Genomic DNA, 23894 nt, shown 5'->3' with positions numbered 1-23894 from the left:
GGCGATGCTGCGGCAATTTCTTCGGTTGGCAGGCGTTGCTGCGCTGGGCGCGGCGACGCTTGCTGCCGCGCAGCCTGCATTTGCCCAACCAAGCCCGGTAGCCGTCACCCCTGGGGAAGCACTAAGCCAGGATGATTTCCTGCTGCTGCAATTGACCGTGCGCAATTTCCGGCTCGAAACCGACGTGCGCGGCTATCGCATCGGCAACGGCGTGTGCCTCGATCTCGGCGATACCATTCAGGCTCTGGATCTGCCGATCCGTCTGGACAAAAAGTCGCGCCGCGCAACTGGCTGGCTTTTTTCGGAAGATCAGAAATTCACGCTGGATCGCGACTCCAAAACAGTACAAACCATGAACATGGGATCCGCACCACTGGCCGGTGAGATTACCGATACGCCCGAGGGGTGGTGCGTCGACACCAAGGCTTTGTCGCGCTGGTTCGGCATCACCTTCAAGCCCGATCTGTTCAACGCGCGCATCGTCCTGCAAGGGGCCGACGATCTGCCATTCCTCAAGGCGCTCGAGCGACGCAGTCGCGCGGCGCAACTTTCTCAGCAGAAGCCCGATTTCGATCTCTCCGATTATCGCCGCGCCGATACCGCCTATCGCGTGTGGCGCACGCCCTCGGTCGACGTGACGATCAATGCGACCGCTACGGCGGGTGGCGGCAATACGGGCACCAGCGCTACGGCAGAACTCTATGCGGCAGGGGAGGCGCTGGGTGCGAGCTATTCGGCGCGGGTCAGCACCGACCAGCAACTGGTCCCCGCGGCGCTCAGAGTCACCGCGTTTCGTCAGGACCCCGATGGTGGCCTGCTCGGTCCCTTGCACGCGACGCGCGTCGCGGCGGGCGATATCCAGACCGATCCGGGGCGCCTGACTCTGGCCAGCGCGATCGGCCGCGGACTTTATGTTGGCAACCGGCCTCTGGGTCAGGATTCGCGCTTTTCGACCACCGATCTCTACGGCGTTCTGCCCAGCGGCTGGGATGCGGAACTGTATCGCAACGGCCAGCTCATCGGCTATCAGTCGGCGAGTACGAACGGTCGGTATGCGTTCACTGACATCGAACTCTATTACGGGAACAACGATCTCGAAGTCGTACTCTACGGCCCGCAGGGGCAGGTTCGGCGCGAAAGGTTTTCCTATCCCATCGGCCAGGCGAATGTGGAACCCGGCAAGACCTATTATTGGGCGAACATCGTCCAGCCCAATACCGATCTCATCACCCTGCGCAGTCTGGATACGCCGGCCGAGAGTCACTGGCGCTATGGCATGGGTTTCGAACATGGGTTCGACCGCCGGACAAGCATGATGCTGGCGGCGAGCGGCGATTATCTTGCTGGAAAGCGGCGAGATTTTCTCGAAGGGTCGCTGACCCGGACGTTCGGAAGGATGCAGGTCGAGCTGGGTGGCGCGCACGAGCTCCGCGCGGGCGGGGCGGTAAGGCTGGCTGCCATAGGACGTGTCGCAAATTTCAGTCTCGGCGCGGATTTCACAAAAGTTATAGGAACTTACGTGAGCGAGGCGATCACCAGTCAGTTCGACTACCGTGCAAGCTTCAACGCATCCACCTCACTCAAGCTGGGATCGGTCGCCCTGCCGGTGCAACTTGCCATCGGGCGAGCAAGGCTGGTCAACGGCACCATGGTCACGCAACTGGCCGCCAATGCTTCGCTCAGCGTCAGGGGACTGGCAATCACCGCATCGCTTGATCACGGACTGGTCGATGATCCCACCACACCCGAGGACGAAAGCCAGACGCAGGCGCGACTGCTGCTCAGCACGCGGCAGGCGGGGTTTCGACTGCGAGGTGGGATCGACGCAGCGCTCTCCGGATCGCAGCGCGGTGTCCAGACAGTGCAATTCGCTGCCGAAAGAATGTTGGGAGAGGGGATCGGTTCGGCGGATCTGCGCTACAGCGTGCAAACCGGCCAAACCGACGCGACCTTGTCCTATGCCCGGCAATTCAAGAGCTTCGGCCTGCGTGGTGAAGTGGGCGCGGGCAGTTCCGGCATCTGGCATCTGGGCCTGTCGCTCAATTTCAGCATCGGACCCGATCCGGTCTATGGCGGGGTGCGCGTGTCCGAACAGCGGCTGGCGCGGCAGGGCCAGGCCAAGGTCACGGTATTCCGCGACGAGAATGGCGACGGGCACTGGGAGCCGGGCGAGAAGCTGCTCAACGGCGTTACCATTACCGCCGGTTTGCGCGGGACCGATGCGAAGACCAATGGCGAAGGAGAGGCGCTGGTCGACAATCTCACGCCCTATCGCCCGATCCTGATCGGGGTCGACACTTCGACGCTCGAAGATCCGTTCCTCGCACCTTCGGAAAAAGGCGTGGTGATCGTGCCGCGTCCCGGTGTCCCGAGCGAGGTCATGCTGGCGGTCACCGCCTCGGGCGAGATCGAGGGAACCGTGTTGTCACCGGCAGGCATCGTTCAAGCGGGAATCACGTTGGAACTGGTCGATGCGCATGGCAGCGTGGTGGCCACAACGCTGAGCGAGTTCGACGGCTTCTTCCTGTTCGACAAGGTGCCATATGGCCAGTATCGCGTACGCGTCGCGGCCAGTACCGCGAAGGCGCTGCAGGTGCGCGCAGACCTTGACGAGGCGGTGGTGATCAAAAGCGGCGCCGATGTCGGTCGGCTTGGCAAGATTCGCTTGCGCGCGGCACCGCAACTCATTGCGGCCAACCCCTGACGCTCCGCTCTCAGATACGGTCCGACAGAAGCCGCGCCAACGCCTCGATCCCGCGTGCATCGTCTGCATCGAATCGTGTCGCCTCGGGGCTGTCGAGATCGATGACTGCGGTGACCTGACCATCGCGCACTACCGGGACGACGAGTTCCGAAGCGGTTGCCCCGTCGCAGGCAATATGGCCCGGAAAGGCGTGGACGTCCTCGACCAGCTGCGTTTCACCACTTGCCGCGGCGGTCCCGCATACGCCCTGGCCCATGGGAATCCGGATACATGCCGGACGTCCGGCGAAGGGGCCGAGCACCAGTTCGTTCTCGACCACGCGATAGAAACCCGCCCAGTTGACCTGTGGCAGGAACTCGAACAGCAGCGCAGCGACATTGGCCATATTGGCTACCGCGTCGCTTTCGCCCTCGGTCAAGCCCGTGGCAGCGGCGAGCAGATCTTCGTATAGCTCGGGCTTGGGGAGGCCGGATGCGGGTCTGAAATCATACATAATTGCCGCTATCTAGTGACGTGCGCCATTGCCGCAAGGGCGCGAGCGGCGTAGATGCAGGGCGTATGAGCACCGGCAAAAAAATTCTCATCGCCCTTCTCGTCATCGTCCTGATCCTTGCAGGCCTGAGTTTCTGGTTGACCAGAGGCAACACGGCCGAGGTCGCCTTCGCCAAAGTCACCGGGATCGATCCCGAACTGACCAAGCCGAAGGACGAGACTTTCCCAACGATCGATATTGCCAAGCCAATCGGCTGGGAGGCCAATCAGGCTCCGACACCGGCGGCGGGGCTGGTCGTGACGCGCTTTGCCCAAGGACTCGACCATCCGCGCACAATGATCACGCTGCCCAACGGCGATGTGCTGGTGGCACTGTCCCGCGCGCCTGCGGGGACAGACAGCAAGGACAACTTCATCGTTCGTTGGATCACCGAACATATGATGCGCAAGGCCGGGGCGGCGGGCAAATCGCCCAACGAGATCGTGCTTCTGCGCGACACCACCGGTGACGGCAAGGCGGATCAGCGCTTCGTGTTGTCGAACAAGTTCGATTCGCCTTCGGGCATGGCCTGGCGCGACGGGACGCTTTACGTCGCCGACCACAATGCCTTGCTCTCCTTTCCCTACAAGCTGGGCGATACCACGCTGGCATGGAATCCGACCAAGCTGATGGATCTCGCCCCGGGCGGCCAGCACTGGATGCGCAATATCGTGCTCAGCCCCGATGGCACCAAGATCTATGTCGCTGTCGGTTCTGCAACGAACATCGCCGATCATGGACTCAAGGCTGAGGAAGGCCGCGCGCTGATCTGGGAGTACAATCTGAAAGATCACCAGCAGCGCATTTTCGGCGCCGGAATGCGCAATCCCAATGGCCTCGCCTTTAGCCCATGGACCGACGAGCTGTGGACCACCGTCAACGAGCGCGACATGACCGGGCCGGATCTCGTGCCCGACTATCTCACCAACGTGCCTGTCGGCGTGCATTATGGCTGGCCGTGGGTTTACTGGAAAAATATCATCGACGACCGGGTCACCGCGCCGATGCCGCAGTTCCTGACGAGCTATACGCGCAGACCCGAGTATGCGCTCGGCCCCCATGTCGCTGCGCTGGGCCTCGTGTTTACCGAGGGCGGGGCGCGGCTCGGCAAAGAGTTCGACTCCGGAGCCTTCGTTGCCGAACATGGCTCGTGGAACCGCAAACCGCCTTCCGGTTACGATGTCGTGTACATCCCCTTCGATGCGCGCGGCAATCCGAAGGGTAAGCCGGTTCCGGTGCTGACGGGCTTCCTCACCGGCAAGGGCCAGACGCATGGTCGCCCGACCTGGTTGACTTGGTCGAAAGATGGCGCCCTTCTGGTGAGCGACGATACCGCCGGAATTATCTGGCGTGCTATCAAGCCCGGAGCTGCCGCGGCGCCGGGAATCAAGCAACTCAAAGGTCCACCCCTGCCACCGCAGAAGGAACTTCGGGGCGACATGCAGGCGACCATCCCGGCCGATCAGCCGCAATAAGCGCGCACCAGACTATCCGACTAGCGCGGCGGTGCTGACTTCGTAAAGCGATGCGGCGCCCGCCACGGCGCTGGCCTTTAGGCCACGCGCCTCGGGCACAATCCGGTCCAGGAAGAATTCCACCACCGCGGGTTTGGTGGGCATGGCACCGTCGTTCCCACCCGCCGCAATGGCGTCTCTCTGTCGCGCCAGCTGCCATCCAGCGGTTGCTACCGCCAGCATGGTGCAGAAGGGCACGCTTGCGGCCAGGCGATCGTCGAGGCTGGCCGTATCGCGCATCCATGCCACGATATCCGCACAATCCTGCGCCAGCGCGGCAAGCGTCGGGTCTGCGGCGCTGCCTGCAATGATGTCTTCGATCAGCCCGTCGAGCGCCGCACCGCCTTCGAGCGCGAGCTTGCGCGTCACCAGATCGGCGGACTGAATGCCGTTGGTGCCTTCGTAGATTGGGGCGATACGCGCATCGCGATAATGCTGCGCCGCGCCGGTTTCCTCGATGAAACCCATGCCGCCGTGGACCTGCACCCCGATACTGGCGATCTCGACGCCCACATCGGTGCCCCACGCCTTGAGCAAAGGCACCAGCACTTCGGCGCGCGCGGCGGAATTCGCACTGCCCAGCGTGCCGCGGTCAACCTGCCCGGCGGTATAATAGAGCAACGCCCGCGCACCTTGCGTCAGCGTCATCATCCTGAGCAACATCCGCCGCACATCGGGATGTTCGATAATCGCCACCGGGCTGCGATCTGCGGCTCCTGCACGGGCGGACTGCACCCGGTCGCGGGCATAGGCCAGCGCCTGCTGTGTCGCGCGCTCGCCGATCTGAACGCCCTGGTTGCCCACATTGATCCGCGCATTGTTCATCATCGTGAACATCGCTGCGAGGCCGCGATTCTCCGCGCCAACCAGTTCGCCGATGCACTCGCCATTGTCTCCGAACGACATGACGCACGTGGGCGAGGCATTGATGCCGAGCTTGTGCTCAAGGCTGACCGCGCGCAAATCGTTGCGCTCGCCGAGGCTACCATCGGCGTTCACATGATATTTCGGGACGACGAACAGCGAGATACCGCGGCTTCCCTCAGGCGCGCCGGGCAGGCGCGCGAGGACCAGATGGATGATGTTCTCGGCCAGTTCGTGATCGCCCCAGGTGATATAGATCTTCTGTCCTGCGATCCGATATTTGCCCGCGTGTTCGCCCTCGGTGATCGGCTCCGCGGAGCTGCGCAGCGCACCGACATCGGAACCGGCCTGTGGTTCGGTCAGGTTCATCGTCCCCGACCATGCGCCATCAACCAGCTTGGGAAGATACGTCGCCTTTTGCGCATCGCTGCCATGGTGCGCCAGTGCCTCGATGGCGCCTACCGACAGGATCGGCAGGAGGGTGAAGGCCATGTTCGCGCTGCCGAGGTTTTCCAGCACCGTGCAGGCCAGCGTGAAAGGCAGGCCCTGCCCGCCGAATTCGACCGGTCCGGCGATGGCGTTCCAGCCTTGTTCGACATAGTCCTTGTAGGCTTCGGCAAATCCGTCAGGCAGGCGAACTACGCCGTTTTCCAGTTTCGCTCCCTGAAGGTCGCCCACCCGGTTGAGCGGCGCCCATTCGCCCGCGGCAAACTGGCCTATGCCCTCTGCGATGGCTTCGACCAGTTCAGGCTCTGCGGCGGCAAAGCGCTCGGCTGCTGCCAGTTCTTCGATACCCGCATTAACGCGGATCGCCAGCAACTGGTCCTTGGTGGGGGGCGTAAAATCAGACACGGTTCGCAAGTCCTCTTGGCTTTGTGCCGATACCGAATATAGCGCGACGGGATGAGCGGCAAGAACGCTACGGAAACGCTGCCCGCCGATGCGGGAGGAATCGCCAGTGCCGCGCAAATCCTGCGCGATGATGGTCTGGTGGCTGTTCCGACCGAGACGGTTTACGGACTCGCGGCGCGTGCCGACAGCGATGTAGCGGTAGCGCGCATTTATCGGGCGAAGGGCCGTCCGAGCTTCAATCCCTTGATCGTCCATGTGGCGAGCGTCGAACAGGCCCAGGCACTTGCGCAGTTCTCCGACCAAGCGACAGCGTTAACGGATATCTATTGGCCTGGGCCGTTGACGCTGGTCCTGCCCAGGCGCGCAGACGCTGATCTGGCCGCCGATGTTACAGCCGGATTGGACACGATCGCGCTGAGAATGCCCGATCATCCCGTGATGCGCGCGGTAATCGAAGCGGTGGGCGCTCCGCTTGCCGCGCCATCGGCGAACCGCAGCGGCTTTGTCAGCCCCACTGCTGCTGCGCATGTCTTGGCCTCGCTCGATGGACGGATCGATGCCGTGCTCGATGCCGGACCCTGCCGGGCGGGGCTGGAATCGACGATCGTTGCCGTGAGGGACGACGGATCGCTGGCGTTGTTGCGAGAGGGGCCGGTCTCCATCGAAGGGGTTCGGCAGGCGGCACAGGGCAGGATCGAGGCACCGGGGCAGATGCTGAGCCACTACTCGCCGGGCAAGCCCGTCCGGCTGGACGTCACGCAGCCACATGACGATGAATTCTGGATCGGCTTCGGTGAATGGCAAGGGGATGTGAGCTTGTCCCCGTCCGGCGATCTTACCGAGGCCGCGGCGAGTTTATACGATTGCCTGCATCGCGCTTCGATAGCTGACCGGTCTGCTGTTGCGGTTGCGCCCGTTCCGGAAAATGGGATCGGTCGCGCGATCAACGATCGCTTGCGCCGCGCTGCGGCACCGCGCGACTAACGCTCTGGTTCCTGAGGAATGGTCGGCAGGATCGCCTGGATTTCGTCATAGGAGTTGCGCGCCTCGGCGCAGGCGCTGCGATCGCCCGCATCGCATTTGGCGCTTTGCTTGCGATACTGACGCTCGAGCTTGCCAAGCTTCGCCTCGCGCTTGCGCAGCGCCCGACCGCGCTTCTCGTCGGCTTCGGACTGGCTGGTCGTCATCATGTCCACGCCCTTGCTTGCGGCCTTGACTGGCAAGGTGACGACATCGACCGCGGTCTTGGCGATGCAACCGCTCACCAGCAGGCTGCAACCGGCAACTATGGTCAGAGACACACCGCGCATGACAAAACCCCTCGACTCTTGCGGAGCCGAGGGGCTTATCCTGCCAGCGGTTAGCAGCCGATGAATTATGCGCCGGGAGCTGGCGGAGGCGGCGCGTCCGGTGCATTCGGCGCAGCCGGAGCGTCGGGAGCGTCGGGAGCGTAGGATGCCGTCGCACTGTCGCTATTATGGCAATTGAGTGTCCCCGATCCGACCGAATTGATCTTGCAACTTGCCCGTCCGTAGACGTCGACGCTGCCTGACCCGGCAATTTTGGCTTCCACGGTGCCGTTGGAAGAGAAGGCCGCGCTTCCCGAACCCAGGATCTTCACATCGGCGGAATTCACGTTGAGATCGTGCATCCGGCCTTCGCCTGACCCGGCGACTTTCAGGTCGAGGGAGTTTGCCTTGCCAGACCCTGCCATCGATCCCGAGCCAAGCAGGTTCACGTCGAGCGAGTTGGCATCGATATGGGCGACCTTCGCGGTCCCCGAACCGGCTATGGTAACCTCTGCATCGCCCGTGAGCGATTGCGCTTCGACATCACCAGAACCGGCGAGAACAATCTCGCGTGGAGACGGCATGGTTACCTTGACCAGCGCGGTGCCATTGCCCGTCCATTTGCCCTTGCGATAGATGCCCAGCGTCCCGTCCTTAAGCGAGAAGCGCAGGGCATCGACAGCATCCTTGTCCCCGGACACCGAAATGTCGAGCTTGCCGCCATCGCTGACGCTCACCTTGTCGGGTGAGGCAAGCACCAGTTTCGTCGGCGCGGGTCCATCGGTTTTCAGTTCGGACAGCGGCACACCGTCGTCATCGTTGATGCTGATATGGGCATTGTCGCAGCCGGCCAGCGCCAGCACGGCGGCCAGCGCGGCAATCGGCAAGAATTTTGCGGGTTTCCAGTGCAACACGGCAACTCTCCTGATTGGCGTATTGCTCATATAATACAGCAAAGGAGTTGGCCGCAAGCATGAAAAAAGGCGCCAACCCTGTGGGCGGCGCCTTTTTCGATCAAACGCTGACGACAGCGGTCAGGCGTCTTCGGAATTCTCGTAATATTGCGGCGCATGTTCGCGCAGCACGTCGAGAATCTTTTCGAGCGCGGTCGGCTCGTCGGTCTTTTCCATCGCGGCCAGCTCGCGCGCAAGGCGGCTTGAGGCGGCCTCGAAAATCTGCCGTTCGGAATAGCTCTGTTCGGGCTGGTCGTCGGGACGGAACAGGTCGCGCGTCACTTCGGCGATCGACACAAGGTCGCCCGAGTTGATCTTCGCTTCGTATTCCTGGGCCCGGCGGCTCCACATGGTGCGCTTCACCTTGGGCTTGCCCTTAAGCGTCTCCATCGCTTCTTTCAGGGTCTTGTCGCTCGAAAGCTTGCGCATCCCGATCGATTCCACCTTGTTCACCGGAACGCGCAGCGTCATGCGCTCTTTCTCGAACCGGAGGACATAGAGATCGAGCTTCATTCCGGCGATTTCCTCGCTCTGCAGCTCGATCACCCGGCCTACGCCGTGCTTGGGGTAGACAACGTAATCACCAACGTCGAAGGCATCGGCATTGCTTGCCATGCAAAATCCTTTCTCTTCGGGCGGAGGCGGCTGGGCACTAGAAAATCTGGTTTCCCGCGAACCCTGGTGGGATACGCAGACTTTCAATCAGCCGATGGGGTAATCCTGCCCTTTCCAACAAATCGACCGACCGGGAGCAAAAGCCGGTGCGGCGCAACCATTATATAGCACATGCGCAACAAGATTGCGAATCGCAATTCAATGGGGCTGCAAATTGTCGGAAGGGTTAGGCCGAAGAGTTAAGTTCAGTCGCCCTCGCCGGGTTCGGTCGTGAAGAACTTTTCGTATTTGCCTTCTTCGCCTTTGTGCTCGTCGGCATCCTCGGGCGGATCTTTTTTCTGGGTGATGTTAGGCCATTCTGCCGAGAACTTGGTGTTCAGCTCAAGCCATTGCTCAAGTCCGTCCTCGGTATCGGGAAGAATTGCCTCTGCCGGGCATTCCGGTTCGCACACGCCGCAATCGATGCATTCGGACGGGTTGATGACCAGCATCGTTTCACCCTCGTAGAAGCAATCTACGGGGCAAACTTCGACGCAGTCGGTGTATTTGCATTTGATGCAGGCGTCGGTGACGACATAGGTCATGGGTCGGGCGTTCCCTTGAGTGGCTGTTCTGGCGACGCTGCTATGTCGGATTGCCCGTGCGGGTCAAGCACGCGATAACATGCTTGCGCATCGCGTGCCGATCCGCGCCGGTCAGGAAGCGCCAAAACTTCCACCAGTCTTACCCCGCCTGCCAGTGGCAAGGTCAATATGTCGCCCGCATGGATCGCTTGGCTGGTCTTGGTAATTCGTTCGCCATTGCGGCGCACAGTACCGGTTGCGATCACGCCCGAAGCAGCGCTGCGAGAGCGTGCGAAGCGCAGGAAATACAGCAATTTGTCGATCCGCAGCGCGGATGGACCGTTGCTCAGCGGATCAGCTCTGCAAGACCGGCGAAGGCGTTGCCCTCACGCGGCTTGGCGGGTTGCGCGGATTTCGGGCTTGGCGGGCGTGACGGGCGCCAGTCCCACGTATCCGGCCGCGGCGGCCCGAATTGCCCTTCGGCGAGCGGATGCGCGTGCTGCTGGCGGAAGCCTGCCTGACCCAGCAGCCGGGCGATGTTACTGGTGTCCAGACCGATCGAAACTGGAAGCGCCAGATCAAGCACGAAGCGTTTGCGCCGATCGTTCTTCTGCTTTGCGACCCTTTGTTCATGTGCGGCACGAAAGATCTTTTCCGCCAAATCGACGCGGATCGCCTGGCTCCCGGCATGGCGATAACCGGCTGGCAATCGCTTTGCATCGGGAATGACCGGCAGCATTGCTGGCTGGAGCGCGCGCTTGTCGAGGCCGATATCGTGCAACAATTGCCGTGCAGCAGGTTTGAGCAGGGCGGGCGCAAAAATGTCGAGTGCGCCGAAAGTGACGCCAATCCGCCGCAGAAATGGGCGCATTTCCTTGGGCAAATGGACGATGCCCGCCTGCTCGCGCGTCGCCAGCCCGTGTCCGGCAATCAGGTTCAGCAGCAACGCGCGCGCTTCGCTCCCGGCCTGCGGATCACGCGCCGCTTCCTGAAGCTTTGTCAGCGGCGCCAGCGGTTCGAGCTGTTTGGCCAGCCAGGTCTCGATGGCTGCGAGCAAGGCCTTGCGTGCGTCATCCGGCAAGCCCGACAATTCGCGTGCCGGCTCTACCCGGGGCGGAATTTGGTTTTCGCGGAATGCCAGCTTGGCCAAAATGCGATCGTTCCAGCGGATTGTGCCATCCCTGATCGCCACGCCTTCCAGCCCACCCGAGACGAGTGCTTCTGCACGCTCTGCCAGAATACGCGGCAAGGCCTTTTCGGCGGCGGCAAGCAGCATCCGGTGGTCGCTATGGTTGGCGCCGTGATCGACGACGAAGCGGAAGCCCTCGAGATGGCCGATCGCTTCATCCTCGACTCGTAACACGCCATCTTCGCCCAATGCGATCGGCAGCATGGAAGCGTCCTCTCCCAGCGATTTCATCAAAAGTGCAGTCCTCCGGTTGACGAACCTCTCGGTCAGCCTGGCGTGCAGGGCATCCGACAGTCGCGCCTCGACCGCGCGAGCCCGCGCGGCCATTTCGTCTCGTGCCAGCACCCAGTCGGGGCGCTGGCAAATGTAGGCCCAGCTGCGGATAGCCGCGATGCGCCCCTGCAGAGTATCGATATCGCCGCTGGTGTTGTCGAGTTCCGATATGCGGGCGGCGGCGAAATCGGCACCGATGTGGCTTTCGCGCAAGTCCTGCCACAGCCGCGCAACGAAGCGCGCGTGGACATCCGGCCCGCGCTGGCGGAAATCGGGAAGCGAGCACACCTCCCAGAAGCGCCTAACCATACCCGCACCACGGATCGTTGACGCGAAAGGCTCCTCGGCGAGCCGCTTGAGTGTGGTGAGGTCGATCGTCTCGGGCGCGAGCCGCAAACCATCTTCTTCGGGTGGCGTCTCGAGGTCTGCGATCAGCGTCGCGATGGAATCGAAGCGCGGCTCGGCATCGCGCCAATAGAGGCTGGTCAGCGGAGCGAAGCGGTGCTCTTCGATCGCGTAAATTTCCTCCTCGGCGAATTCGGGTATCTCGCCCAATCGCTTGCCGCCACCAGCCAACGTGCCGAAAGTGCCGTCGCGCTGGTGGCGGCCAGCGCGTCCGGCGATCTGAGCCATTTCGGCGGGTAGCAACCGGCGTTGGCGCACACCATCGAACTTCGAAAGCCCGGCGAAGGCGACATGGCCGACATCGAGGTTCAGTCCCATGCCGATGGCATCGGTGGCGACGATGTAATCGACCTCGCCCGATTGGAACAGTTCGACCTGCCGGTTGCGCGTCTCCGGGCTCAGCGCGCCCATCACCACCGCAGCTCCTCCGCGAAACCGGCGCAGCATCTCGGCGACGGCATAGACCGCCTCGGAACTGAAGGCGACGATTGCGCTACGCGGCGGCAGGCGGGAAAGTTTGCGCGGGCCGATATGGGTGAGAGTCGAAAAACGCGGCCGCTCGATCACTTCCAGTCCGGGGACGAGCGCGCGGGCCATCGGTTCGAGCGTTGCCGCGCCGAGCAACATGGTCTCTTCGCGACCACGAGCGTTCAGCAATCTGTCGGTAAAGACATGGCCGCGTTCCCGGTCGGCGGAGAGTTGTGCCTCGTCGAGCGCGACGAAGGCCCGCCCGCCGCCGTCGCGCGGCATGGCCTCGACCGTGCAGCACAGGTAGCGCGCGTCCTTCGGCTCGATCCGCTCCTCTCCGGTAATCAGCGCAACCTGGCTATCGCCCTTGATGGCGCGCACCCGATCATAGACTTCGCGCGCCAGCAAGCGCAGCGGGAAGCCCATCGAACCGCTCGAATGGGCGCACATCCGCTCGATCGCGAGATGGGTCTTGCCGGTGTTGGTGGGTCCGAGGACCGCCTTGATCGCGCTACCCTGCACATCATCCCAAATGGCATGGGCCATCGGCGGGCACAACCGTTTGTCCTGCAATGCGTTCGCTTCATCGCGCGACTGACTCGATTGAACGTAATTTAGGGCGTGGTTAACTTTAATGCGGCAAGGATTTGCGCCAGACACATGTTTGGACGGGTCCGGTCTTGCGCAATGGGATTGCGGCGCAGGCCGTCGGGAGGTCACGCTTGGCGAAATTTCGCGACGAGCAGCTGGAGTATTTCGGCGAGGCCGCATTGGCCGGTCGCGGCGCGCCTGCTGCCGTCCTGACGGCAGATATGATCGCGCCGAGTACCAGCGTTCGCCGAAATTATGGTTTGGCGGACCGTATCGCGTCGCTAGACCTTGCACCCGACCTCGCCGAAAATATCGGTAGTCGCCGGTGGTTTCGCGGCCTCGCGACCATGCTGGGCCTTTCGGCAGCCGCGATTGCGTTCTGGCCCGGCTTCAGCCCGGTCGAAGCGGCGCCGCACATGCGCCTCGATTCATCCGCGCTCGATGAATATCGCAGCCAGTCGATCGGCCCGCTCGCATTGGGTGCTGACAGCGGCCGCCACATGGCCGAGACCGGCGCTGTCCGTCCGCTCGCAGCCGCGCCGGAGCGACCGCAAGTCGAATTGCTGGCGACGCTGGCGCAGGGCGATGGCTTTTCCACCATGCTCCAGCGCGCCGGTGTCGGTGCAGGCGATGCCAGCCGGGTGCTGGCGCTTGTCGGCGGCGCGCTGCCGCTCGACAGCATCGAGCCGGGCACGCAGGTCGATCTGACGTTGGGGCGTCGTGAGCAGCCGGGCGACCCGCGCCCGCTCAAGTCGCTGTCCTTCCGCGCGCGGTTCGACCTTGCGCTGAGCGTCGATCGCGCGGTTCCTGGTGGTCCGCTATCTCTGACCCGCCACCCGATCCGGGTCGATGACACACCGCTCAGGATCCAGGCGCAGGTGGGGGCGAGCCTTTATCGCTCCGCGCGTGCGGCAGGTGCTCCGGCAAGTGCGGTGCAGGCCTTCCTCAAGGCGCTCGACAAGCAGGGTGAACTCGACGGCAAGATCCGGCCCGGCGACACATTCGATATCATCATTTCCCATCGCCGCGCGGCGACCGGCGAGAGCGAGAACGGCAAGCTGCTGTTCGCCGGGATCGAGCGCGACGGCAAGCCCAAGGTCCAGTTGATGCGCTGGGGGGCGGACGGCAATTTCTATGAAGCATCGGGCGTCGGCGAGCAGAAGAACGGGCTGGTGCGTCCGGTACCGGGGCGTGAGACCTCGGGCTTTGGAATGCGCCGCCATCCCATCCTCGGCTATGTGCGCATGCACGCCGGCGAGGATTTCGCTGCGTCCTATGGCACACCGATCCGCGCCGTTACCGACGGCCGGGTTGTCAGCGCCGGGCGCGCGGGCGGCTGCGGCAATGCCGTCAAGCTCAACCATGGCGGTGGGTTGCAGACGCGCTATTGCCACATGAGCCGGATGGCCGTGAGCGCAGGGCAGGCGGTCAAGCGCGGGCAGGTGATCGGCTATGTCGGGGCAACCGGGCTCGCGACCGGGCCGCATCTTCATTACGAAGTCTATCGCAACGGCCGGCCGGTCAATCCCGAAACGATTAAATTCGTCACCCGCGCGCAGCTGGCCGGTGCCGACCTCAAGCAGTTCCGCACCGAGCTTGCCCAGCTCAAGCGGGTCGAACCGGGTGCGGCCTTGGCCGAACTTGCGCCAACACAGCGCGAGCAGGCGGCGAGCGAGCCGCAGCGCGAGATCGACAAGCTCGATTCGCGCCAGACGCTCAACTGATCCAGACTTCCTGAAGCACCGATTGCGTTGCGCCGCGGGCGGCTTTGCGGCATCAGCGCGACATGAGTCTTGCTGCCTATCCCAATCTGCGCCTGCGCCGCACCCGAGCGAGCGGCTGGAGCCGCACGATGCATCGCGAAACGGTTCTCACGCCAAGCGATCTCATCTGGCCCCTGTTCGTCACGTCGGGTTCCGGGGCCGAAGAACCGATTGCCAGTCTGCCCGGTGTTTCGCGCTGGTCGGTCGATCAGATCGCGCTCCGCGCCAAGGAAGCGGTGCGGCTCGGCATTCCCTGTGTGGCGCTGTTTCCCCATACGCCGTCGGACAAGCGCAGTGACGATGGGGCCGAAGCGCTCAGCCCGGACAATCTGATGTGTCAGGCAATCCGCGCGATCCGCGATGCCTGCGGCAGCGATATCGGGATCCTCACAGATGTGGCGCTCGATCCCTATACCAGCCACGGACAAGACGGGCTGCTCGATCCGGCAGGCTATGTCGTCAACGACGACACGGTGGCGGTGCTGGTCGATCAGGCGCTTAACCAGGCTGACGCGGGCGCAGATATCATTGCCCCGTCGGACATGATGGACGGGCGCGTGAAAGCGATCCGCATGGCGCTGGAAATGAACAGCCATCCCAACGTCCAGATCATGAGCTATGCCGCAAAATACGCCAGCGCCTTCTATGGCCCGTTCCGCGACGCGGTCGGTTCGGGTGGACTGCTGAAAGGCGACAAGAAGAGCTACCAGATGGACCCGGCCAATGCAGCCGAGGCGCTGCGCGAGGTTGAGCTGGACCTGGCCGAAGGTGCGGATAGCGTGATGGTCAAGCCCGGCCTCGCTTATCTCGACATCATCTGGCGGGTGAAGCAGCGCTTCGACGTGCCGGTGTTCGCCTATCAGGTGAGCGGCGAATATGCGCTGATCGAAGCGGGCGCAGCGGCCGGGATCGCCGATCGCGAAGCCTTGCTGATGGAAAAGCTCATCGCTTTCAAACGCGCCGGATGCTCCGGCGTGCTGACCTATCACGCGCCGCTCGCCGCGCGCTTGCTCGGAGCTTGATGCGATGACGGTACCTTTGCGGCTCGAGACCCCGCGCCTGGCCCTGCGTGAATGGCAGGAGGACGACTGGTCCGAATTTTTCCGCGTCACCAACACGCCCAATGTCATGCGCTGGCTGGGCGGTGTGCTCGACGAGGCGGGGCAGGCCAAGCAGCGCGAACGGGTTGAAGCATGTGCCGCGCGCAATCGCTTCTGCTTCTGGCTGGTCGAGCGCAAGGAAGATGGCGCGGTGCTGGGTTTCTGTGGGCTGAAGCGCGCCGATGCGCCTGGCAGCACGATTACGGGTGAGTTCGAAATCGGCTGGCGCCTGCGCGAAGATGCGTGGGGACATGGCTATGCGCGCGAGGCGGCGGAAGCTGCACTGGCCGCAGCATTTGCGCTGTTCGGGGCCAAGCAGGTGTTCGCACTGACGGTTGAGGACAATTCGCCGAGCTGGGGCCTGATGAAGCGGCTCGGCATGCAGCGGCGCGAGGAGCTGGACTACGCCGACGAGCGTTACGATCCGCCGTGGCGAGACACGATTGTCTATTCGATCGACCGCGGGTCCTGGGAAGCGTCGGGTGAGTGAAACCGTGCTCGAAACCGGGCGGCTGATGCTGCGCTCGATCGGGCCAAACGATGCCGAAGAGCAGTTTCGCGTACTCAACACGCCAATGGTGATGGCACGACTGGGTGGCCCGAAGACGCTTGAGCAGATTCGGGAAAAGCACGCCAAGGCGATGGCGATGTATGCCGCAGAGGGTTTCAGCTTCCTGTTCCTGATCGAAAAGGACAGCGGCGAGATGGTCGGCCATGCAGGGATCAAGCGCGTCGACAACCCGCTTGCCAGCAATCCCGGCGATCATGAGATCGGCTGGCTGATCCGTGAAGATCGCTGGCGGATGGGTTATGCCGCAGAAGCGGTCAGGGCCATCATCGGCTGGGCGTTCGGCCCTGTCGGCGCGCCGCATGTGGTGGCGCTCACCAGCGAATTGAATGTGCCGAGCTGGAAGCTGATGGAAAAGCTCGGCATGGAGCGTCGGCGCGACCTCGATTTTGAAGACCCCGCCTATCCGCCCGAAGATCGCACTACGATCCTCTACAGCCTTACGCGCGAACAATGGGAGACTGCCGCATGAGCAGCGAACGCCCCGGCGTCCGGATCATCGCGATCCATGGCAAGACGCCGCAAATTCACGAAACCGCCTTTGTTGCACCCGGCTGTGTGATCGTGGGCGATGTCACTATCGGCGCGGGTAGTTCGATCTGGTACAATTGCGTGCTGCGCGCGGATGTCAGCCGGATCGTGATCGGCGAGCGGACCAATGTCCAGGACGGCAGCGTGCTCCATTGCGACGGCCCGCATCCGGGAATGGAAGACGGCGCGCCGCTGCTGATCGGCGATGATGTGCTGATCGGCCATATGGCGATGGTGCATGGTTGCAGGATTCACGACCGGGGGTTCGTCGGCCTTGGTGCGATTGCCATGAACCATGCGGTGATAGCCTCCGATGCCATGCTCGCTGCCGGGGCCATGTTGACCGAAGGAAAAGTCATGGGCGAGCGCGAACTATGGGGCGGGCGACCGGCGCGCAAGATGCGCGATCTCGATGATGCTGCCATCATGGGCATGCGTATAGGCGTGGCGCATTATGCAGAGAATGCAAAGCATCACGCGGCTGCAATCGCGCAAGGCGATGGCGCGGCCTAAGGCTGATTTTCCAGCAGCATCCGCAATCCGCGCCCTGGCGGATGATGTCGGTCGTCTGGCGGTTCGGGTTACACCGGGTGCGCGCGTAGAATCCATCGAACTGGGTGCGGACAAGCTGCTGGTGAAATTGCGTGCCAAGCCAACCGATGGGCAAGCCAACGCCGCCCTGATCGCACTGTTGGCGAAGGCGCTCGGTTGCGCTCCCTCTCACCTTGAGTTGTTGCGCGGCGCGACTTCTCGCGAGAAGTTGGTTCAACTCGCCGACTGAGGCGTTCGGCGTTCGATCTGCCAGGCACAGACCAGCAAGATCAATGCAAACCCGGCCGCGATCCACGCCGCCTGCCCTTCGATCCGGCTCCAGCTGTATGCGCCTGCGGTCGCGCCAATCGCCAGACCCAGCCACAATCCGCCGTTCCATAGCCAACCCGGCTGCGCGTGGCCGGAAAGGTGCGCGGCCAGCCCTTGTCCGAATCGTACCAGCGCGCCGGTCATGTAGGTAACGCCGACCAGCACCGCGCCCTTGCGTGAAAAGGCGTTGTTGAGCGCGCCCATCGCCACCAACGTAAAGGCGAGATAAATCCTGTCAGACCCGATCTGGGCGGCGATTGCGGCAAGGATCAGCAGCCCGCCCGCCATGCCGATGACGATGGTCTTGCGCCGCGCGCCTGCCCGTTCCGCAACCAGCGCGCCCACAACCACCCCGAATACGAAGCCCGTGATCAGCAGCGCAGGCAGGATGGCCAGCGACCAGTCCCGCGCAAGATCGACACCCAGCCGCGTGGTATTGCCCGACATGAACGACACGAAATACCCGCCCGCAGTCAGAAAACCGAGCGCGTCGGTAAACCCGGCGAGCCCGGCCAGAGCAACGCCCAGCAAGCGGCGTGATGGATCATAGCGGTGCATGATTTTGCGCCCCGGCTCAGGCGTTATCGGGCTGCTTCGCGTAACGCAGCATATGCGACACGAAATCCGCCTTGCCGATCTCCAGACCTTCGTGGCGCAGCAGGGCATAGGCCATGGTCGTATGAAAATAGAAATTGGGCATCGTCCAGTCGCGCAGATATTCTTCCGACGACATGACGAAACGCATATTGTTGGGCAGGCTGAAGTCGACCGGCGTATCAGCCGATGCGCCGCCGGCTTTGCGGGCTAGCGCGAGCCTGTCCCTTACCCTTGACAGTTGTCGTCCAACCTCTTCGAGCGAGGCATACGGTTGTTCATCCATCGGCATATCGAGGCCATAAACACGCCCAAGCGCCAGGATCAGCTGGTTGATGGCGATGCGGAACTGGGTTTCCAGCGGAAACATGTCCTCCGCCAGCTTCACCGCAAGCACCTCGTCGCCCATTCCCGCGTCCTGCGCCTTCCTCACCAGATGTTGCAGTGTCCCGATCATATTGTCGAAAGTGGCAAGCGCGTTGTCAGCGTAATCCATGCGTAGCTCTCCAACGTTATGCTGGGGTTTTACGCTGCACAGGGGCGACTTCAATCCCGAATCAGTGCTTTGAGAGCCGAAAGGCGATCTGCCTCTTCGACCGGCTTGTCCCAGCGGATACGATGGATACGCGGGAAGCGCATGGCGAGACCGGACTTGTGCCGTTTGCTGGAATGGACACTGTCGAAGGCGACTTCGAATACCAGGCTGCGGGTCGTTTCGCGTACCGGACCGAAACGGTTGACGGTGTTGCTGCGGACATGACGGTCGAGCTTTTTCAGTTCCGCGTCGGTGAAACCGGAATAGGCCTTGCCCACCGGCAGCAGCTCTGCACCCTGCTCGGGATCGCCGTCCCAGCAACCGAAAGTGTAGTCGGAATAGAAACTCGATCGTTTCCCGCTGCCCCGCTGTGCGTACATCAGCACGCAATCCACCAGCAGCGGATCGCGTTTCCACTTGTACCACAGCCCGGTCTTGCGGCCCGCGACATAGGGGCTGTCGCGACGCTTGAGCATCAGCCCTTCGATGGCATCGTCGCGCGCGCCTTCGCGAATTTGCGCGAGATGGTCGAAATCGCGTGCCTCGACGATCTGGCTAAGGTCGAAGCGTTCGGCGGGCAGGCGCGCAATCAGTTTTTCGAGCTGGTCGCGCCGCTCGGTCCACCTGCGCTCGCGCAGATCATCCCCGTCCAGCAGCAGCACATCGTAAAGCCGGATGAACGCAGGGCTTTCGGCAAGCATTGCCTTGCTCACTGTCTTGCGGCCCAGCCGCTGTTGCAGCGCGTTGAAACTGGCCGCGCCGCCTTGCTCGCCCCCCTGATGGCTGCCGCGAACCAGCAATTCGCCATCCAGCACCGCAGGAAAGTCGAGCACATCGAGCAGCTCGGGAAAGGTCGCGGAAATATCGTCGCCCCCGCGAGAGAAGATCTTGGTTTCATCCCCTGCATGGACGATCTGGACACGGATGCCGTCCCATTTCCATTCCGCGACATAGTCGGCAAGGTCGACCACGCTATCTTCGAGCGGATGGGCCAGCATAAACGGGCGGAAGGTGGGTAGGCTCGCGATGTCGGGCGGCGGTTCGCCTTTAGCCGCCCAGGCGAACAGCGGTTCGTAGGGCGGTGCCAGCCCGTGCCAATATTCCTCGACCTCCTCGACCGGCACCGCGAAGGCTTGTGCAAACGCGGTCTTAGCCAGTCTTGCCGAAATGCCCACGCGCATCGCGCCGGTGGCGAGCTTGAGCAGGGCGTAACGGCCCGATGGATCAAGGCGGTCGAGCAACTGCGGCAGTTCGCTCATCACGCTTGCCCGATTCATGGCTGAAAGGGCGGCGACGGTCTCGCTGACACTGGGCGGTGTTGGCGGAGCATCGGGTTGTGGCCACAGCAGGCTGGCAGTTTCCGCCGTGTCGCCGACGAAATCGCGGCTCAGCGTCCACAGCAACGGGTCGATCCGTTCCTGCATCAGCTTGCGGATGGTCGAGGATTTGACCGCCGGGAAATCCAGTCCATCGGTGAGCGCGGCGAGTGCCCAACCGCGGTCGGGATCGGGCGTCTGACGCAGATACTCGGCGATCAGTCGCAGCTTTTCATTGCGGCTGCGGGTGAAGACGAGCGCGTCGATCAGGGCGGCAAATTCCTCCACCGCTCAGTCGTCCTCATCTTCGTAGCCGACGAGCGCCAGCGCGCGGGCGCGCTTCTGGTAAAGCTGGCACCAGCGCAACAGCGCTTCCTCGCGCCCATGGGTAATCCAGTTCTCTTGCGCGCCAACTTCCTCGATTGTGCGGGTCAGTTCGCCCCAGTCGGCATGGTCGGAAATCACCAGCGGCAGTTCGACATTACGCTGGCGCGCGCGCTGGCGCACGCGCATCCAACCCGAAGCCATCGCGGTGATCGGGTCTGGCAGGCGGCGGCTCCAGCGATCGTTGAGCGCGCTGGGCGGGCAGAGCACGATCGCTCCGCGCATATCGTCCTTGTCGTGATCGGCGACCAGCCGCAACTCGCCCAGCTCCACGCCGAAATCCTGATACAGGCGGCACATCTTCTCCAGCGCGCCGTGGAGATAGATCGGATCAACGTGCCCCGCTGCACGCAGTTCCGCGATCACCCTTTGCGCCTTGCCCAGAGCATAGGCACCGACCTGGACGCAAGCATCGGGATAGGCGGCGAGCCGGTCCAGCAGCTTGGCCATTTCCTGTGCAATCGGGGGGTGGGTGAACACCGGCAGCCCAAAGGTCGCCTCGGTGATGAACACATCGCAGGGCGTTACCTCGAAGGGTGGACAGGTCGGATCGGGGCGGCGCTTGTAGTCGCCGGTCACGACGACGCGCTCGCCTGCGTGTTCGAGCAGGATCTGCGCGCTGCCCAGCACATGGCCTGCCGGGACATATGTCGCCTTGACGTCGCCGGGAAGATCGACGGTCTCGCCATAAGCGACCGGCACCGCGCCCTCACGCGTCTGGTAGCGTAGCTCCATGATCGCGAGCGTCTCTGGCGTGGCAAAGGTCTGCCCGTGGCCGCCGCGCGCATGGTCGGCGTGGCCGTGGGTCACCAGCGCCCTATCCACTGCGCGCGCAGGATCGATCCAGCAATCGGCAGGCACGACATGGATGCCCCAAGGTTCGGGCCTGATCCAGGAAAAGGGCGCAAGCATCAGCGGATCAAGCCGCGGCGCGCGCCAGCGTTCCCATCCTTGTCAGCGCGGCGCGGCTTTCAGGCGGCCAACAATCTGCTTCAGTCCCAGCTTCTGCCCCTGTGCGAGCAGGCTGGCGCGGAACAGTCGCCCGAGAAAGACGACTTCGAGAGCAACGAAGATAGCCAGCACCACGCCCGAGCCGATCAGCTCCCATGTCTCTATCCCGATCCCCAGCCGCGCCAACACCGCGAAGGGCGTCCACAGCGGCACCCAGGTCAGCACCTGCACCATGATCCCGTTATTGCCCGCCAGCACCGCCTGGATCAGCATGGTGATCGGCAGCAACACTGCCAGCATCACCGGCATGAGATAACCCTGAGCCTCGCGCATGGAATCGCTCATTGCGCCAATGGCGACGAAGATGATCGAGATCGCGAGATAGCCCATCGCGAAGAAATAGATCAGCGCGATGATCGCGCCCGGCGAAGTCAGCGGAGCAAGGGCGGGACGGATCATATCGGCGATCGCGCCATGGGTGGCATAGGCGGCGAAGGCTGCGCAGCCCAGCCAGACCGCTACCATCGACAGGCCGATGGTCAGCGCGCCAAGCAGCTTGCCATACATCAGTTCCTCGGGAGAAATGCAGGCGAGCACCGATTCGAGCAACTTGTTGGATCGTTCCTCGACCGAGCCCTGCAACATCCAGCTGCCCGACAGCATCAGGCTCATCATCAATATGTAGGCGAGCGCCAACGGCACGATCGAGCGCACCAGCATTGCTTCTCGCGCGCCACCACCCGGCGGTGGCGTGGACACGGCTATGGCGGGCGCGGCAGTCTCGATCGCCACGGCTGCTTGCGGTGAGACACCCTGCTGCTGGAGCAGGCTGCCACGCATCGCCTGGGTAAGGACCTGCTGCAACTGGATGACGAAGCTGCTGCGCGGACGGTCGTTCGACCACAGGCTGACGGTGGGATCTTGCGGGAAACCCTTGCCGATCAGCAATACGATGTCGGCGGCCGCTTTCTTATCGTCTCCACCTTTTGCCTGGGTGAGTTGCTTGGCCTGCGTGCCGATGGTGTCTGCGGGAGCTTCCGTCAGTCCGGCGGGCGGCGGGAGAAAACTGTAATCGGGTGTCGGGGCATCGAACGCGGGCACACCCTCAGGCCGCACCGTGTCGATCTTCGCGAGTGCGGCCTTGAGTCCGCCGGCGGCGCGGAAGCTCGCGACATCGGCATTGGTGTACCAGCGGTCATGCTGCGCCCATACGGCCTGCGGATCGGCCTTGTCGAAATCGTGGCGCTGGACGTAGCGCGACAGGCGCACCAGCAAGGCCCGATCTTCGTTGATGGTGAAGCTGTCCTCGATCGTGCGGGCGACACCGCCGCCGGTCTGGTCGACGATCATCACCTTGGTGGCGGTATCGTCCTGGAGCTTGTCGCCGACGAGCGGACCGATAGCGAGAGCAATCGGAACCAGCAGCAATGTCAGCCAGAAGCTCTTGGTTGCGGTGACCTGACGGAACTCGCGTTTGGCGACGAGCAGAATATTGGCGATCACCGGTTTTCCTCCCCGCCCACGAGCTGGACGAACACATCGTGCAGATTGGCGCGCTGTTCCTCGAACCTGCGCAGCGCAACGCCGCTGGTCGTGCAGCGTTCGAGCACCTCACCCGCGCTCACGCCCGGATCGAGCCGGATCGACCAGCGCCGCCACTCGCCATCCAGTTGTTCTTTCGGTTCGGCCGATGCGATACCGGCAACGCGGATAATATCCTCCTTGGCGATTGCCTCGATCGCAGCAGGCAATTCGGCGCGCGCCTCATCAAGCGTGCCTTCGAACCGCTTGGCACCCTTGCGTAGCAGCAGCAACCGGTCGCACAGTCGTTCGGCGTGCTGCATGACGTGGGTGGAGAAGATTACCGCGGCTCCGCGCTTCGAGGCGCGCAGGATTTCTTCTTCGAGCAGGCCCTGATTGACCGGGTCGAGGCCGGAGAACGGCTCGTCCAGCATCAAGAGCTGCGGATGGTTGACCAGCGCGGTGGCAAGCTGGACCTTTTGCGCCATGCCCTTGGACATCTCGCCGATCTTGGACTTGGCGCGGCTTGCAAGGTCGAACCGCTCGAGCAGTTCCATCCCGTGCTTTCGCGCTTCGCCTCCATCCATCTGCTTGAGCCGGGCGAAATAGACGATGGTGTCGATCGCGGTCATATTGTCGTAGAGACCGCGTTCCTCGGGCAGGAAGCCGATCGCTGCCGCCTGTCGCCGGTCGGGCGCAGCCCCAAGCACGCTGATCCGGCCCGATGTCGGGCGGATAATATCGAGCACCATGCGCAGCGTCGTGGTCTTGCCCGCGCCGTTGCCGCCGAGAAAGCCGAAGATTTCTCCTGGCTGCACGGCGAAGCTGAGATTGTCGACTGCGACCACTTCGTCGAACCGCTTGGTCAGCGCATCGACTTCAAGAACTGCCATGAAATGCTCCCCGCGGCCATCGGGCTGCTTTGCCGATGGCCGCGGGGAGGTTTAAGGTTCTCAGC

23 protein-coding genes are annotated in these 23894 nt (G+C 63.1%); 9 read left to right on the top strand and 14 right to left on the bottom strand.

The annotated features are described in order from the left end of the window. Positions 1-4: 4 nt before the first annotated feature. Entirely contained in the window at positions 5-2704 is a 2700-nt protein-coding gene (locus GRI58_RS04175; RefSeq protein WP_160752297.1) for a carboxypeptidase regulatory-like domain-containing protein, read from the top strand. A gap of 10 nt (positions 2705-2714) precedes the next feature. Here GRI58_RS04175 and GRI58_RS04170 read toward each other — a convergent pair whose 3' ends face one another. Beyond that, entirely contained in the window at positions 2715-3197 is a 483-nt protein-coding gene (locus GRI58_RS04170) for a GAF domain-containing protein (protein ID WP_160752296.1), read from the bottom strand. A 65-nt stretch (positions 3198-3262) separates the two neighbouring features. Between GRI58_RS04170 and GRI58_RS04165 the strand changes: the two genes are divergently transcribed. Continuing rightward, on the top strand, positions 3263-4711 hold the full coding sequence (locus GRI58_RS04165) for a PQQ-dependent sugar dehydrogenase (RefSeq protein ID WP_160752295.1): 1449 nt from the start codon (positions 3263-3265) through the stop codon (positions 4709-4711). Between the two features lie 12 nt (positions 4712-4723). Here the strand turns inward: GRI58_RS04165 and GRI58_RS04160 are convergent, their stop codons facing one another. Further along, entirely contained in the window at positions 4724-6466 is a 1743-nt protein-coding gene (locus GRI58_RS04160; protein ID WP_160752294.1) for an acyl-CoA dehydrogenase family protein, read from the bottom strand. A 51-nt stretch (positions 6467-6517) separates the two neighbouring features. Between GRI58_RS04160 and GRI58_RS04155 the strand changes: the two genes are divergently transcribed. Next, positions 6518-7450 carry an L-threonylcarbamoyladenylate synthase gene (locus tag GRI58_RS04155; protein WP_160752293.1) on the top strand — a complete coding sequence of 311 codons (933 nt, stop codon included), beginning with the start codon at positions 6518-6520 and terminating at the stop codon, positions 7448-7450. On the opposite strand, the gene GRI58_RS04150 is transcribed toward GRI58_RS04155, so the two are convergent. The 6 genes from GRI58_RS04150 to GRI58_RS04125 form a co-directional block, all read right to left on the bottom strand. Beyond that, positions 7447-7776, bottom strand: a complete 330-nt coding sequence (locus GRI58_RS04150; protein WP_160752292.1) for a hypothetical protein — start codon at positions 7774-7776, stop codon at positions 7447-7449. The two genes, GRI58_RS04155 and GRI58_RS04150, sit on opposite strands and share 4 nt — an antisense overlap. Before the next feature lie 65 nt (positions 7777-7841). Then, entirely contained in the window at positions 7842-8699 is an 858-nt protein-coding gene (locus tag GRI58_RS04145; RefSeq protein ID WP_160752291.1) for a head GIN domain-containing protein, read from the bottom strand. A gap of 90 nt (positions 8700-8789) precedes the next feature. Next, positions 8790-9323, bottom strand: a complete 534-nt coding sequence (locus GRI58_RS04140) for a CarD family transcriptional regulator (protein ID WP_160752290.1) — start codon at positions 9321-9323, stop codon at positions 8790-8792. A gap of 245 nt (positions 9324-9568) precedes the next feature. Then, the gene (gene fdxA, locus GRI58_RS04135; RefSeq protein ID WP_160752289.1) at positions 9569-9907 is read right to left on the bottom strand and encodes a ferredoxin FdxA; all 339 of its coding nucleotides are present in this window, start codon (positions 9905-9907) and stop codon (positions 9569-9571) included. Then, positions 9904-10200: a S4 domain-containing protein gene (locus GRI58_RS04130; protein WP_237452076.1), complete on the bottom strand. Its 297-nt coding sequence runs from the start codon at positions 10198-10200 to the stop codon at positions 9904-9906. The genes fdxA and GRI58_RS04130 overlap by 4 nt, the downstream gene beginning before the upstream one ends. 32 nt (positions 10201-10232) lie before the next feature. Further along, positions 10233-12767: a helicase-related protein gene (locus GRI58_RS04125; RefSeq protein ID WP_160752288.1), complete on the bottom strand. Its 2535-nt coding sequence runs from the start codon at positions 12765-12767 to the stop codon at positions 10233-10235. 176 nt (positions 12768-12943) lie between these two features. On the opposite strand from GRI58_RS04125, the gene GRI58_RS04120 reads away from it, so the two are divergent. From GRI58_RS04120 to GRI58_RS04095, 6 genes are all read left to right on the top strand, one after another. Continuing rightward, positions 12944-14536 carry a M23 family metallopeptidase gene (locus tag GRI58_RS04120; RefSeq protein WP_237452075.1) on the top strand — a complete coding sequence of 531 codons (1593 nt, stop codon included), beginning with the start codon at positions 12944-12946 and terminating at the stop codon, positions 14534-14536. 62 nt (positions 14537-14598) lie between these two features. Continuing rightward, positions 14599-15597 (top strand): porphobilinogen synthase, encoded by a 999-nt coding sequence (hemB, locus tag GRI58_RS04115; protein WP_160752287.1) that lies wholly within the window; start codon positions 14599-14601, stop codon positions 15595-15597. Between the two features lie 4 nt (positions 15598-15601). Then, a complete protein-coding gene (locus tag GRI58_RS04110) occupies positions 15602-16165 on the top strand; it encodes a GNAT family N-acetyltransferase (protein ID WP_160752286.1) in 564 nt (187 codons plus the stop codon). After that, complete coding sequence (locus tag GRI58_RS04105; RefSeq protein WP_160752285.1) at positions 16158-16715, top strand: GNAT family N-acetyltransferase; 558 nt, start codon at positions 16158-16160, stop codon at positions 16713-16715. Before GRI58_RS04110 ends, GRI58_RS04105 begins: the two co-directional genes overlap by 8 nt. Then, entirely contained in the window at positions 16712-17287 is a 576-nt protein-coding gene (locus GRI58_RS04100; protein WP_160752284.1) for a gamma carbonic anhydrase family protein, read from the top strand. The genes GRI58_RS04105 and GRI58_RS04100 overlap by 4 nt, the downstream gene beginning before the upstream one ends. After that, positions 17274-17555: a DUF167 domain-containing protein gene (locus GRI58_RS04095; RefSeq protein WP_160752283.1), complete on the top strand. Its 282-nt coding sequence runs from the start codon at positions 17274-17276 to the stop codon at positions 17553-17555. Before GRI58_RS04100 ends, GRI58_RS04095 begins: the two co-directional genes overlap by 14 nt. Here the strand turns inward: GRI58_RS04095 and GRI58_RS04090 are convergent. Genes GRI58_RS04090 through GRI58_RS04065 form a run of 6 tightly spaced genes read right to left on the bottom strand, consistent with a single transcriptional unit; the run spans position 17540 to position 23829 of the window. Then, positions 17540-18193, bottom strand: a complete 654-nt coding sequence (locus tag GRI58_RS04090; protein WP_160752282.1) for a YoaK family protein — start codon at positions 18191-18193, stop codon at positions 17540-17542. The two genes, GRI58_RS04095 and GRI58_RS04090, sit on opposite strands and share 16 nt — an antisense overlap. 16 nt (positions 18194-18209) lie before the next feature. Next, a complete protein-coding gene (locus tag GRI58_RS04085) occupies positions 18210-18725 on the bottom strand; it encodes a DUF1993 family protein (RefSeq protein WP_160752281.1) in 516 nt (171 codons plus the stop codon). A 50-nt stretch (positions 18726-18775) separates the two neighbouring features. Beyond that, positions 18776-20368, bottom strand: coding sequence for a cisplatin damage response ATP-dependent DNA ligase (locus GRI58_RS04080; RefSeq protein WP_160752280.1), 1593 nt, complete (start codon positions 20366-20368; stop codon positions 18776-18778). Between the two features lie 3 nt (positions 20369-20371). Beyond that, a complete protein-coding gene (locus GRI58_RS04075) occupies positions 20372-21376 on the bottom strand; it encodes a ligase-associated DNA damage response exonuclease (RefSeq protein ID WP_202386773.1) in 1005 nt (334 codons plus the stop codon). 42 nt (positions 21377-21418) lie between these two features. Then, entirely contained in the window at positions 21419-22918 is a 1500-nt protein-coding gene (locus GRI58_RS04070; protein WP_160752279.1) for an ABC transporter permease, read from the bottom strand. Then, positions 22915-23829 carry an ABC transporter ATP-binding protein gene (locus GRI58_RS04065; RefSeq protein WP_160752278.1) on the bottom strand — a complete coding sequence of 305 codons (915 nt, stop codon included), beginning with the start codon at positions 23827-23829 and terminating at the stop codon, positions 22915-22917. The genes GRI58_RS04070 and GRI58_RS04065 overlap by 4 nt, the downstream gene beginning before the upstream one ends. Between the last annotated feature and the right edge of the window lie 65 nt (positions 23830-23894).

The organism is Qipengyuania algicida (assembly GCF_009828025.1).
Classification (GTDB): domain Bacteria; phylum Pseudomonadota; class Alphaproteobacteria; order Sphingomonadales; family Sphingomonadaceae; genus Qipengyuania; species Qipengyuania algicida.
Note: the sequence above shows the minus strand (reverse complement) of the source record. Positions and strands in the feature narration are given on the sequence as shown.